Raw genomic sequence first — 12,299 nt, 5'->3', positions numbered from 1 at the left:
GATCAGTGATGCGAGCAGCCTTTACGCACAGGCGCCACGGTTGAGGTTTGACATCCGTACACCACGGCTTCTAGGGTCGTGCTTGGCCGAATGGGCGAGATCAGTTCAACTACGGGGCGGCACGGGGCGAGGAGTTGTCTGTGGTCGGCGACAGGCTGAAATCCGCGGTCAAGACCTGGTCGAGCGAGCTGATACCCGGCGCGGGGGCCGCCCGCCAGCTCGCCGTCCTCACCATCGTCCAGTCCATCGGCTACGGGCTGTTCCTCACCTCAAGCGCGATCTTCTTCAAGCAGACGATCGGCCTGACGACCACCCAGGTCGGTCTTGGACTATCGATCGCCGGCCTGGCCGGACTGCTCTTCACCGTGCCGATCGGTCGACTGGCCGACCGGCTGGGCGCCCGGCCGCCGCTGCTGGCCTGCTATCTGGCCCTGGTGGCGCTGTTCGCCTGCTACTGCACCGTCCACGGCTTCACCGGCTTCGTCGTCGTGGCCAGCCTGATCTCGGTCTGCGAAACCTCGGTCACGCCGCTACGAGCCGCCCTCACCTATGAGCTGTTCCCCCCGGAGGACCGCGTCAAAGTCAGCGCACAGATGCGCAGTCTGCTCAACGTCGGCTTCATGATCGGCGCGGCCGGCGCCGGCGTGGCGCTGACCGTCGGCAACCGCGCCGCCTTCGCCGCGGTGGTGCTGGTCTCTGCCCTGGGTCACGCGGTCTGCGCAGCGATCGTCTGGCGGCTGCCCCGGCAGACCCGGATCGTGCCGCCGACGGCCACCGGCGGTCCACGACCCCGGGCCGGGCTGCGTGACCTCCGCTTCCTCGGGCTGGCCCTGCTGGCCGGCATCCTCGAGTTCTTCCAGCCGATCCTGACGGTGGCGCTACCGCTGTGGATCGCGACCCGGACACACGCGCCCGACTTCGTCAACGCCGCCGTGCTCACCCTCGACACCATCCTGGTCATCGCGTTCCAGGTGGCGGCCAGCCGCGGCGCCGAGACCGCGACCGGGGCGGCCCGCATCCTGACCCGGTCCGGGCTGGCCCTGGCGCTGGCCTGTCTCGTGTTCGCCACCAGCCAGGGCGCCGGCGCGACGCTCGCTGTTCCACTGCTGTTGCTGGGTACGGTGGTGCTGGTGGTCGGCGAGCTCTCCCAGGCCGCGGGGTCCTGGGGCCTCGCGCTTCACCTGCCGCCACCGGGCAGACAGGGCGAATATCAGGGAGTGTTCGCGCTTGGCCGCGGGCTACAGCAGACCATCGGCCCGTTCGTCGTCACCTTCCTCGCCGTCGGCCTCGGTTGGTCGGGCTGGCTCGTACTGGCCGGGCTGCTGGCGCTGGCCGGGCTGGCCTGCCCGCCGCTGACCCGGGCCGCCCAGCGCGCCATGACTCCCGCCGGGACGCTGCCCGAGGCGGAGGCCATACCCACTGCGTGAGCAGCCTTTTCTACGATCCACCGTGGACTCGCCGGCGGCGGTGAAGGGATGACACAGATCGTGACGCGTATCGGATTCCTCGGGCTTGGCAACATGGGCGCTCCCATGGCCCGGCGACTGGTCGAGGCCGGCCACGACGTGGTGGTCTGGAACCGCTCCACGGCCCGGACCCGCCCACTGGTCGCGGCCGGGGCCAGGGCCGCGGCAACCCCGGCCGCGGCGGTGGCCGACCGGGAGGTCGTTGTCACCATGCTGGCCGATCCGGCAGCGGTCGAGGCCGTGTTCTTCGGCGCCGATGGTGCCGCCGCCCACCTCGCGCCGGGCAGCCTGGTCGTCGAGATGTCGACGATCGGCCGCGACGCGGTGCTCCGGTTGCGCGACAGCCTGCCGGCCGAGGTCCGACTGGTCGACGCACCGGTGGTGGGCAGTGTGCCCCAGGCGACCGGTGGCCAGCTACGAATCCTGCTCGGCGGCACGCCGGCGGACGTCGAGGCGGCCGGGCCGGCGTTGGCGGCGTTCGGCAACACCCGCCACGTCGGCCCGCTCGGCTGCGGCGCGGCGCTGAAGCTGGTCCTCAACACCTCGACGATCTCGCTCTTCGTCCTGGTCGGTGAGGCCCTGGCGCTGGCCGACCAACTCGGTCTGGACCCGGCCGAGACGATCGAAGGGCTGGGGGCGACCGGGATGGCGCCGTTCCTGGCCCGAATCGGCGACCGGATCGACGACCGCGACGTCCCGACCTACTTCGGCCTCGGCCTGGCCCACAAGGACCTCGAACTGGCGCTGGCCGCCGCGGACGGCTCCGGCCGGCCGCCCCGGCACCTGCTGGCGGGCGGCCGGGACCAGTTGGCCGCGGCGGTTCGTGCCGGGATGGCCGGCCGGGACGTCAGTACAGTCATCCATCTGCTGCGAGGCGAAACCGGTCGATGACCGGCCGTGCCGCCCCTTCCATCACAGCCGAAAGAGGAAACGTGCGGATCACCATCGACAATCCCGCGAACGCGCCGGCCCCGGCCGGGCCCTACTCACAGGTGGCCCGGATTGATCTTGGGACCGGTGCGCTGCTGGTGCTGTCCGGCCAGGTGGCGTTGGACGAGGAGAACGACGCCGCCTTTCCCGGGGACGTCGCAGCACAGTCCGAGGCGATCTTCGAAGCCATCGGGCAGCTGCTGGCAGCCCACGGCGCGGGCTTTGCCGACATCGTCAACATCCGCACGTTCCTGACCGACATGAACGACCGGGCCGGGTACGCCGCGGTCCGCGCCAAGTACCTGACCGGCACGCTGCCGACGAGCACCACCGTCGAGGTGTCCAGGCTGTTCAAGGACGGCGCGGTTATCGAGATCGAGGTCACGGCGGCCGTCGCAGGCGACTGATCCGGCACACCGGCGACGGCGGCCGGCCGCTCGGGGCCAGCTCCATCGGAGGGGAGAACAGTGTCGCGAGTCATGGATCCCACGTTCCAGAAGGCAGTGACCCGGTTGCGGGTGCCCGGCGCGGGCACCGAGGTGGTCGCTCCCCTGCTGGCCAACCTGATCGCGCTCACCCGGCCGCGGCGGGTGATCGAAATCGGCATGGGTTACACCACGCCGTTCCTCGCCGCCGCGCTGGCCGACGTACGGGACCAGGTGGTGGCGGAGCGGGCGGCGCTGGCCGCCAAGACCAGCCGGCATCTCGACCAGGACGGCATGCTCGACGACTCCTGGTTGCTTGCCGAACCGGCCCTGCTCACTCCGGAGTCCTATGTCGAGGACTACCGGCCCGAACTGATGGCGGTGGACAACCTGTCGATCCCCGAGTCGTCGGCCGGTCTGGTCTGGGACGTGCTGCGGGACCTCGGCCTGGATCGTCTGGTCAAGGTGGTGAACGCCGACCTGCGCAACGCGGTCGACCGGCTACCGGCCGGTTTCCGGCCGATCGACCTGGCCTGGATCGACGCCTGGGAGTCGCTGTACTTCTTCGACCACTTCTGGGAGCTGGTCAACCCCGACGGCGGACTGATGATCTTCCACTATCTGATGACCTATCCCGAGGGGAGGCGGTGATGCGGTACATCCGCGAGTTCCAGCGCCGGCACCCCGCAGAGCTGGAGACGGTCAGCCTGCTCGAGTCGCACAAACTCATGCAGAACAGCATCACCATCCTTCGCCGGACGGCCGGGGTACGGGAACGCCGGTACGCCGGTCACGGTGGCCAGATCCGCTACACCCAGGAACTCCACGACGCCGCCCGCCGCCAGGCCGCTCAGGAATCGGCCTGCCCCGCCATCGGCACGCCGAACTCGTCGTAGTCGAGCAGCTCCGGCTCGGTCAGCCCGGCGTCGATGGTGGCCGCGACGTCGTCGTGCAGGTTCGTCAACTGCAGGGCCACGTCGCCGGTGGCCGAGGTCGTGGCGCTCAGGTCCCCGTCCGGCCCGGAGACGTTGCGGGTGATGGTGCCCAGCGAGGTGTCCTCGACGATCCACCGCGGCTCGTCGGAGTCGTCGCCGTAGTGGTTGAGCTTGGCGGAGGAGTTCGTCCAGGTGCCGTTGACGTCGGTTTCGGTGGTGAAGCCGCGGAACCGGTGCGCGGGATCCAGGGTCCAGGTCTGTCGCGAGTCGCCGAGTTCCTGCCGCTGTACGAGGTCGTTGGCGAAGTAGGTGTTGGTCAGCCCACCCGGCAGTTCCGTGGTGCGGCCGAACGCGTCGTACTCGTAACCGGCGTCGGTGATCGGCCACACCGGCTTCACCGGCACCTCCCTGCTGGTCGTGCCCGCCCGCCGGATGGTCGTCGTCCTGCTCGCCAACCGGGCGCACCCGAACTGGACCTGGTCCAATCCCGACGCTCACCGGGTGGCTGTCCACAGCGATATCGCCGCCGTGCCCGAGTAGACGCGCGCCCGGCAGACAGGGCATCGCGGACCTACCGACCCTTGGCGGGTCACCTTCCGGCCGGAGCCGGTCCTCGCCCCACTCGTCAGCGGCACGGTGCAGCCGAACACGGTGCAGCCGGACCTCGACGACCGGCCTTCCGTGACGGACACCGAAAGTCACGCCTGGCGATCACGGGTTCCCTCCCCCGCCGGTCGGACAACCGGCACCCCGGTGTCCACGAGCTGCTCGATCAGCCGCGAGGCGGTGGCAACGCCATCGTGCCGGCGGATCTCAAGAGCGATTTCCGACGCCCGCTCGCGGAACCTCTTCTCCGCGAGGACACGGCGTACCGCCGAAAGCAGTTTTCCTTCGGACGGCGCACCGGTCCGCAAGTTGATCCCCGCCCCGGCAAACGCCACCCGGTTGGCGACCTCGGGCTTGTCCTCGGTGTCGCCGGCGACCACCAGGGGCACACCGTACGACAGTGCCGTCTGCACGCCACCGAACCCGCCGTTGGTCACCATCGCCGACACGCGGGGCAGGAGAATCGCGTGCGGAACGAATTCGGCCGCGCGGACGTTGGCTGGCAGTGGTCCCAGCGTGGCAACGTCGGCTCCGCCCGTAGTCACGACGACCAGCACGTCCTCACCGGCCAGCGCGCTGATGGCGGGCTTGAGCAGCCGATCGGCGGCGGTGTTGACGGTGCCCTGGGTCACGTGGACCACCGGGCGGCTCGTGCTGGTCAGCTCGTCCCACCATGGCGGCAGTTCGGACAACGACGGCGGCCGGCCCGTCATCGGGCCGACGAAATGTACCTGCGGGGGAAGGTCGCGACGCGGGTACTCGAGCGCCTCGACACTGGCCTGGAGGAACAGGTACGGCGACAGGGCATTGTCGAAGATGAGCCCCTCCTTGCGCGGCAATCCAATTCCGGCGCGTACCGCATTGTTGTGCCGGATGACATCGCTGAAGATCACCTTTTTGGTGAGCATCCGGAGCGCGGCGTTGCGAGCGCGGCCCAGCGGGCCGCCGAGAGGCGGGATTCCGGGGCCAAAAGGAGCGGTGTCACGGCTCGACAGAATCATGGGCAGGGTGTTGACGGCCACCCACACCGGCCCCTCACCCAGTTCGTGAAGGTATGCTGCGCCGGCAAACGCGGTATCGGTGATGATCGCGTCCGCTTTCCATTCGCGCTGGATGCGGCGCAGGTCCGCGACCTGGCCGACGCTGGAGTGGATGAAGAAGTATTTCAAACCAGCCTTGACCTCCGACAGTCCCGTCACGCCCCGAAGGGCCGGCAGACATTCCGCGAGCGGTCGTTCGCCCGGGTCCAGGGGTGTGACCATCGGCTCAAAGATCGCGCCGGACGACTCGACTTTGGTGCGAAATGCCGATCCGGTGTAGAACCGCACCTCATGGCCGCGGTCGACAAGACCCTCGGCCAGGGGCAGCATCGCCGCCACGTGCCCAACGGCCGGAATTGCACAGAGAAGCAGTCTTGCCAAAACATTCACTCCCCATAGTCGCACCAGCCACCCCGGACACAGGCCGGGGCACTGGATTATCAAAAAGGTTTCGACCAGCAGACGGGTCGCGGACGACAGGACATGTGCCCAATCCGGGTCGACTCGTCCGACTGTCGCGTCGGTGCGTGGGCCGACAGGACGTCACGTTCGATGCTTACCGGCGTTCGGGTGGTCCCCGCACAGCCGCGTGGGTTCAGTGCGCCGTACCGGCGGTTCCTGGTTGCGGGGACGCGAGGCAGGCAGCGATGAGCTGGGTCATGGCGTCACACGCTTCCTGCGGATTCAGCCCTTCGTTGCGGGTGAGGGCGAGCCAGAGACCGAGTTCGGTCACGGCCACCAACCGAGCGTGTGTCAGGCGCCGCCGATCTGGTGGTAGTCCGGTCAGGCACCGCGCGAAGGCAGCACCGACCCAGTCATGGTGGACGCGACGGCCGGCCTGCACGGTCTCCCGCAAAGCGGGCGTGGCCAGTTGTTGACAGTAGTTGCGATCGATGAGGTCGCCCCAACGTTCGTAGAGGGTCGCGACCGCCGCGGCGACCGCCGCCGGATCGCCGGTGTCGGGTGGCGCACCAAGGGCGTCTTCGAACTCCGGGATCAACCGTTGCTGCAGGGCCTTGAAGAGACCGTCCTTGGTGCCCACGCGGCGGATCAGTGTCTGGACGCCGACCTGCGCGCTCTCCGCGACACTCGCGAGGGTGATCAGCTCGAAGGGACGTTCCAGGTAGAGCCGCAGCGCGGCCTCCATGATCCTTTCCGTTCGTTCGTCGGCCGCCGCGGCACGACCGAGCTGAACGTATGCACGGGTCCCGGTTTTCACGGTAATCACGTTACCGCGAAAAATCGTCGGCGCGCAAGGCGGCCGGGTCAAAGACCATGAGCGTGCCGCGGGTGACCCGTTGGCGGCTCGACGAGAGCCGCTGAACCACCATCCGGCACAGGCCGCCGCCCTCAGCGACGGCCCCGGGCCCGTCCAGCGCCGCGGACCACGGCGTGCCCACGCGTACGCGTTCCCCGCCGTACCGGTCGGACTGGCCCTGGTGGCGTTGCCGCTCCCCCCGTACGTCGCCTGCGGCACCTGGATGCCGACGGTCATCAGGGGTGGATGAGCACGACGAGCTTGCCGCGTACCTGGCCCGCCTCGCTGAGCCGGTGCGCCTCGGCGATCTCACCGAGAGGCATGGTCCGTACGGCGGGAAGCGTGAAACGCCCGGCTTCCACCAGCGGGCCGATCTCGGTAAGCGCGTGCAGAGCCCGGCCGGAGTCGCCGCCGCTGAACCGCACCCCGTGCGCCTGCGCCCCCGGGAAGTCCGCGATGGTCAGCACCTGCTCCGGGCCGCCGGCCAACCCGATGAGCTCGGGCAGGATGCCACTGCCGGCGACGTCGAGCGCGAGGTCGACACCGTCGGGTGCCAGCGCCCGCACCCGAGCGGTGAGGCCGTTGCCATAGGTGACCGGCTCGGCGCCCAGGGAGCGCAGATAATCCTGGTTGGCGGGGCTGCCGGTGCCGATCACGCGGGCGCCCCGGTTCACCGCGAACTGGACCGCGGCGCTGCCGACACTGCCGGACGCGCCGCTGATGAGCAGCGTGCTGCCGGCGGTGACGCCGAGTTGGTCGAGCGCGCGCATCGCGGTCTCGACGGCGGCCGGCAGCGCGGCGGCCGACGCGAAGTCGAGCGACGGCGGGATCGGCGCCCAGAACGACAGCACCGCCAGCTCGGCCTGGGCCGCCCCATCGCCGCAAAAGCCGAACACCCGGTCACCGATCGCCACGCCGGTGACGTCGGCGCCGACCTCATCAACAACCCCAGCGGCCTCGTAGCCCAGGGTCTGCGGCAGATCCTGATCCATGAGCCCCTGCCGCTTCTTCAGGTCGCTCAGACCGACACCGGCGGCACGGACCGCGACCCGAACCTCCTCCCGCCCCGGATGCGGCTCAGGCAGATCCGCGATCTCCAGGACCTCAGGCCCACCGAACCGGCTGAACCGGGCTGCCCTCACCGCATGCTCCCCTCGGCGGACTGGTCTGCGGGGCCGAGCGTACGCCGATCTTTGGACATGCTCGCCCTCGACGTCCTGACGCCCTCGTCCTCGCCACGACGCTCCCACCACAGCCGCACCGGTCGACCGGCGATGAACGTCCCAAGCCCGAGCCCGCCGATCCCACTACCAGCGCACACAAGCCGAGTGACGTCCGAGTACCAAGGAAAGGCGCGGAGCGAGCAGCAGCGGGTGGACCGGCTCCGCCGGCGACTCGAAGAAAAGGAGCGGAACCTCGGCCGGGCGCTCAGCGGGCTACACGGCCTGGCCGAAAGCGAGTCCGCTCACTATGAGATCGACGGGATCCAATTGCCGCCGGGCAGGGTCGTGCTTGCCGGCCTAGGGTCCGGGTCCGCCAGGACCGCATCAACCCTCCCGCAGACTCTCCTCCAGTCCCGCGGGCGCCCGCATCCGCCACGCGTCGGTGATCAGTTCGGCCAGTCGCTCGACCGACATCTCCGCGAGCCGCACCATCACCAACGGAAGACCGTCGTACCCGGCCGTCGTGAAAAAGAGGTCGGGCTCGCCGAGGAGCAGCGCCTGCTTCTCTCCCTCATCACCGACGTAGAGAACCGCGACATCGGTACGGATCACCCGCGGCTTCCCCGGCAGGCGTTCCGGGTAGGACCAGACGAACCCCCTGTTGTCCACCCGGAAGTCGAAGCCGTCGCTGTCAATCTCCACCGCCTGGGGCAGCCCGAGTGCCAACCGGCGTACGTCGTCGGCATCAGCCATACGCAGAGGCTACAACCCAGCGTTTGGGTGAACCGCGAACCCGGAGCCGACAGATCATGACGTTCTCGGCACCCGCACGGGTAGTGCACCCCACCGAACGCGGGCCCGCCGGGACGCGCCCGCACCCGGTGGCACCGTCGGCTGGCCATGCCGATCCCACGGCTGACGCCGGTACTCGCGGCCCCGGTCGTCGCTGCGGCGCGCTCGTAACGACGCCGGTGTCGTCGTTGTCGTTCTGCCGCTCGCCGTGAGAAAGCGTCCACATCGGTCGGCCGGGTGACGGGATGGCGGTGAGCAGCCCGCTGATCGCCATGACGGCGAAGCGACCAGGTCCGGCCGGCCGCGTCGAAGACGAGCCGGAACGCGGCCAAGGTGAACGTCACGCCCATCGAGATGACCGCCATGACCCGCAGGAACGGATTGCCCAGGATGAACCGGAACCCGGTCAAGGTGTCGCGCAGCCGGATCGCCTCCGGTTCGGCGCCGCAGCCGTGAACTGCCGGTTGACCAGGTCCGGCGCCGGTGTCGCCTTCGGGTTCGACCGGGTGGAAGGGATGCGCCACTTCTTGCGCAGGAACGCGCCTTGCAGGCCGGCGGTCCGCATCGACCGCTCGACCCGCTTACCAAGGCGGCCTTCAGGATCTCACTCGCCCGCTTCGACTCGGCGTTCTCCCGCCGCAGCCGACGCAACTCCTCCAACTCCGAGGCCGCCGGCCGGTCGTCACGCCGGCCGCGGTCGGCTTCGTCCTGGCGGATCCAGTTACGCAACGCCTCGTGATGCACCCCGAGCTGCCGCGCCTGCTGGCGGATCACCGGCTTCGGGTCCGACTCCGCTAAAAACGCACCGCAGGTTCACGCAGCTCGGCGGGGTACTTCTTCGATGCCGCCACGGATGACCCCCTTCAGCTCCATCAGAGCATGATCGAAAGCCTCCGAGCTACTGGGGGGACCTCAGTCGGGACGACAGGATTTGGACCTGCGACCCCTTGACCCCCCATTTGACAACGATTCTGTCATGCCATGCCGGAACAGGCTGAAACGTCCGCGGAATCGGACAAGGACGACGCCCCGAATACTGTTCCGTACCTCGCCTTGCCGGCTCATCCGCCCGCTGATCCTCTCCGTTACCGGGCTCGTTACCGCGGATCGTCAAGGTCTTCCGTCTGCCAGGCAGTCCCGCCGTCCCTGCGGCGTCGCGCGACCGCCAGGGGGGCGATCATCGATGTCAGGCTGGATAGGGTCCGACACAGTGCCACGAGCCCTTCGCCCATCGCACCGTCCACTACCGTGGGCCTTAACGTTGTCGTCATGAAGCAGCCTGAGGAGGCTGGTCGATCATGAGTGGTGCCGACACCGGCGGAGCCCCCGCCGGTTCCCGCTACGCCGACCAGCGGCCCTATGTCGTCGCCGACCACCTCGACGACCTACGGGGACCAACGAGTGGCGTCGTGAGCCTGGATCGCCGGCTCGACTGGTCCGGGCGGGCCCGCTACGACCTGAGCAGCCCTCGGCGCCTGGCCAGCATGTACGAGACCGTGCTGCGCGAGGCGACCGCGCCCGATGACCTCACTCAATGGCTGGACGGTGCGACGTTGCTACGTCTCTGGCCGAGCATGGTGTTGCCTCCGCAGGTTCGCCATCTGTGGGAAGCGCGGTTTCCCGAACTGGCCAGAGCGCGCCGGCACGCCGCATAGTGGCCGAGCAGACCTCGCCGATCCACCGCCGGCTGGCGCAAATAGCCCTGAAGGTCGGCGGCCAGTACGGGTTCGCGTTGGCCTCGATTCGTCAGAGGGTTTTGATCCCCGCTGGTCTGGTTCGGCTTGATCGTTTTGTCCCTCGTTGGTGAGTGCGGTATGGCCGCGTGTCGCTGCGGACGCGTCGGGTCTCCGGATCCCGGGGGCGGCTTTCTGCTGTAGGGGCGGGTTGTGGTGGGTCAGGTGGTCAGTGGCAGTGTGCTCAGGCGTTGCCAGCAGAGCGTGAACGCGGTGGCCCAGGGCCAGTCTTCGGGGATGGACAGGGTCCGTCGGCGGGCGTGGGTGGCGAGTTTCGCGGGTAGGTGTAGCAGCCGGTAGCGCAGAGTTCCGGGTTCGGCGTGGGCGAGGTCGGGTTGGTCGTGCAGGCCGAGTAGGCGGGTCCAGGCGGTCAGGTCTGCGGCGATGTTGCAGGCCAGGACCCAGCCCTGGTTGACGGTCCAGGATTTCGAGGGCAGGTTGTGGAGTCCCATCGCCTTGCCGTGCCGGACTTGATCTTCGACTGTGGCGTGGGAACGGTGTAGTACGTCGACGAATTGCGGGTGGTGGGAGCCGGCCACGCCGTGAAGGCGGCGGATGTTGGTCGCGATGACCTGGTATCGCCAGCCCGTGCGTTTCTCCAGGTCGGTGAGTTTCTTCGTGTGTCGGGCGGTGGGCCTCGTCCGGCGCACGATCAGCCGCAGCCCCGGTGTCCAGGACTCGACTCGTTGGTTGAGGCCGGTCAGTTCAGCGGCTTGGGCCTGATCGGTGGCGGTGCCGTCCTGTTGCAGGCTGTCGGTCCACACGGTCTCGGGTAGGGCGGCGATCGCGGTCTCGTCGGTGTCGGTGATGGTCCAGCCGACGGTGAACTTCACCGTGCGCCACAGCCGGTTCATCTGCTCGATGTGTTCGAGCAGGTCGTGGGTGGCGCCGGCGCCGTCGATCCGGATGAGGATCTTGCGGCGGTAGGCGACGGGCAGTTGGGTGATCGCGTCGCCGAGGACCCTGATGTGATCAGTGACGGTGTTCGAGCCGGCGTTGCCTGATCGCAGCAGCATGGCCAAGGACTCGCCGGTGTCCGCGCACCATGCCCCGAGCGGATGGAACCCGAATCCGCGTTTGAACGTGGCGGCCGCGCCCTGCTTGTTGCTGTGAGCGGTGATCAGGGTGGCATCCAGGTCGATGATCACCCATCCGGAAAGGAGTTTCCCGGCCACCGTCAGCCAGGGGAACCCGGCCGGACGGCGGGAGAGTAGGTCCCAGACCCGGGCGCGGACCTTCGCTCTGGCTTTAGCGATCCGCTTCAGCCCGGCCTCGTCGAGTTCGGCCAGAGCCCGCCGGACCGTCGCTTCTGACGGCGGATCACCGAACACGAGCCCTTGATGGGTGAGCAGCCCGATGTCGGACATGCTCGTCGCGCCGAGGACGATCGCCACCGCCAGGGAAACCAGGACCGTGCCCCGATCCCACCAGCCCGGCCCCGCACCTCGGGGCAGGATCCGATTCAACCCGCTGGTCAGACCGGTCCGGTCCGCGCATTTGCGCAGCAGCACCGCACCCGCGTGACCGACCAGACCCTTCCCGCCCGAGCCGACGACCAGCCGCTGATCCCACCCGCTACCCTTGCCCACCAGGAAGGTGCACCCGATTCCAGTATGGATGTGATCTAGACACTCACATCCTTACAGGTCAGGTGCACCTTCCCTTCATCGCCCTCGATGCGGCGCACTCAGCCTGAATAGCCGAGGTCAGCGCCGAAGTCGGTACGGCTCCGCAAAGTGTAGCGTTGCCGACACGGCGGTCCTGTGGCCAGGACCAGGACTGTAGGGTCGGGGGCCGCCGGTGGGGAGGTGGTCGGGGTGGACGCATGACGGTCGCAGGCGCCGAGGCCGGGGTGGAGAGCTCTGGATCTTCCGCTGCCTGACTCAGAACTCGGTCGGCTGTGCACGTGAGCGCACAGCATCGCTCGACCATGCGTCCCCGCAACCAGGCA

General features: G+C 68.8%; 14 protein-coding genes. 7 read left to right on the top strand and 7 right to left on the bottom strand.

Annotation, left to right across the window (positions count from 1 at the left end; genetic code table 11):
• Positions 1 to 140 precede the first annotated feature (140 nt).
• The 5 genes from CIK06_RS12105 to CIK06_RS29960 all read left to right on the top strand — a co-directional run bounded on the left by CIK06_RS12105 (position 141) and on the right by CIK06_RS29960 (position 3,717).
• Positions 141 to 1,427 (top strand): MFS transporter, encoded by a 1,287-nt coding sequence (locus CIK06_RS12105; RefSeq protein ID WP_157756717.1) that lies wholly within the window; start codon positions 141 to 143, stop codon positions 1,425 to 1,427.
• Between the two features lie 60 nt (positions 1,428 to 1,487).
• Positions 1,488 to 2,357 carry an NAD(P)-dependent oxidoreductase gene (locus CIK06_RS12100; protein ID WP_198348212.1) on the top strand — a complete coding sequence of 290 codons (870 nt, stop codon included), beginning with the start codon at positions 1,488 to 1,490 and terminating at the stop codon, positions 2,355 to 2,357.
• Positions 2,354 to 2,803: a RidA family protein gene (locus CIK06_RS12095; protein WP_095564905.1), complete on the top strand. Its 450-nt coding sequence runs from the start codon at positions 2,354 to 2,356 to the stop codon at positions 2,801 to 2,803. The genes CIK06_RS12100 and CIK06_RS12095 overlap by 4 nt, the downstream gene beginning before the upstream one ends.
• Before the next feature lie 72 nt (positions 2,804 to 2,875).
• A complete protein-coding gene (locus CIK06_RS12090) occupies positions 2,876 to 3,472 on the top strand; it encodes a class I SAM-dependent methyltransferase (protein ID WP_198348211.1) in 597 nt (198 codons plus the stop codon).
• Complete coding sequence (locus CIK06_RS29960; protein WP_198348210.1) at positions 3,472 to 3,717, top strand: hypothetical protein; 246 nt, start codon at positions 3,472 to 3,474, stop codon at positions 3,715 to 3,717. Before CIK06_RS12090 ends, CIK06_RS29960 begins: the two co-directional genes overlap by 1 nt.
• On the opposite strand, the gene CIK06_RS12085 is transcribed toward CIK06_RS29960, so the two are convergent.
• Positions 3,672 to 4,154: a hypothetical protein gene (locus CIK06_RS12085; RefSeq protein WP_157756716.1), complete on the bottom strand. Its 483-nt coding sequence runs from the start codon at positions 4,152 to 4,154 to the stop codon at positions 3,672 to 3,674. The genes CIK06_RS29960 and CIK06_RS12085 overlap by 46 nt on opposite strands.
• On the opposite strand from CIK06_RS12085, the gene CIK06_RS12080 reads away from it, so the two are divergent.
• On the top strand, positions 4,132 to 4,296 hold the full coding sequence (locus CIK06_RS12080) for a beta-lactamase family protein (protein ID WP_232534173.1): 165 nt from the start codon (positions 4,132 to 4,134) through the stop codon (positions 4,294 to 4,296). The genes CIK06_RS12085 and CIK06_RS12080 overlap by 23 nt on opposite strands.
• A gap of 158 nt (positions 4,297 to 4,454) precedes the next feature.
• On the opposite strand, the gene CIK06_RS12075 is transcribed toward CIK06_RS12080, so the two are convergent.
• The 5 genes from CIK06_RS12075 to CIK06_RS32395 all read right to left on the bottom strand — a co-directional run bounded on the left by CIK06_RS12075 (position 4,455) and on the right by CIK06_RS32395 (position 9,359).
• On the bottom strand, positions 4,455 to 5,732 hold the full coding sequence (locus CIK06_RS12075; RefSeq protein ID WP_232534292.1) for a nucleotide disphospho-sugar-binding domain-containing protein: 1,278 nt from the start codon (positions 5,730 to 5,732) through the stop codon (positions 4,455 to 4,457).
• Positions 5,733 to 5,997: 265 nt separating this feature from the next.
• Entirely contained in the window at positions 5,998 to 6,621 is a 624-nt protein-coding gene (locus CIK06_RS12070; protein WP_198348209.1) for a TetR/AcrR family transcriptional regulator, read from the bottom strand.
• A 275-nt stretch (positions 6,622 to 6,896) separates the two neighbouring features.
• Positions 6,897 to 7,802, bottom strand: a complete 906-nt coding sequence (locus CIK06_RS12065; RefSeq protein WP_095564902.1) for an NADP-dependent oxidoreductase — start codon at positions 7,800 to 7,802, stop codon at positions 6,897 to 6,899.
• A gap of 405 nt (positions 7,803 to 8,207) precedes the next feature.
• Positions 8,208 to 8,576 (bottom strand): MmcQ/YjbR family DNA-binding protein, encoded by a 369-nt coding sequence (locus CIK06_RS12060; RefSeq protein ID WP_095564901.1) that lies wholly within the window; start codon positions 8,574 to 8,576, stop codon positions 8,208 to 8,210.
• 54 nt (positions 8,577 to 8,630) lie between these two features.
• Positions 8,631 to 9,359 carry a hypothetical protein gene (locus CIK06_RS32395; RefSeq protein WP_369916209.1) on the bottom strand — a complete coding sequence of 243 codons (729 nt, stop codon included), beginning with the start codon at positions 9,357 to 9,359 and terminating at the stop codon, positions 8,631 to 8,633.
• A gap of 554 nt (positions 9,360 to 9,913) precedes the next feature.
• Here CIK06_RS32395 and CIK06_RS12050 point away from each other — a divergent pair.
• The gene (locus tag CIK06_RS12050; protein WP_095564899.1) at positions 9,914 to 10,270 is read left to right on the top strand and encodes a hypothetical protein; all 357 of its coding nucleotides are present in this window, start codon (positions 9,914 to 9,916) and stop codon (positions 10,268 to 10,270) included.
• Between the two features lie 239 nt (positions 10,271 to 10,509).
• Here CIK06_RS12050 and CIK06_RS12045 read toward each other — a convergent pair whose 3' ends face one another.
• Entirely contained in the window at positions 10,510 to 11,859 is a 1,350-nt protein-coding gene (locus CIK06_RS12045) for an IS1380 family transposase (RefSeq protein WP_232534291.1), read from the bottom strand.
• Positions 11,860 to 12,299 lie beyond the last annotated feature (440 nt).

Source organism: Plantactinospora sp. KBS50 (genome assembly GCF_002285795.1).
In the GTDB taxonomy this organism is placed as follows: domain Bacteria; phylum Actinomycetota; class Actinomycetes; order Mycobacteriales; family Micromonosporaceae; genus KBS50.
Note: the sequence above shows the minus strand (reverse complement) of the source record. Positions and strands in the feature narration are given on the sequence as shown.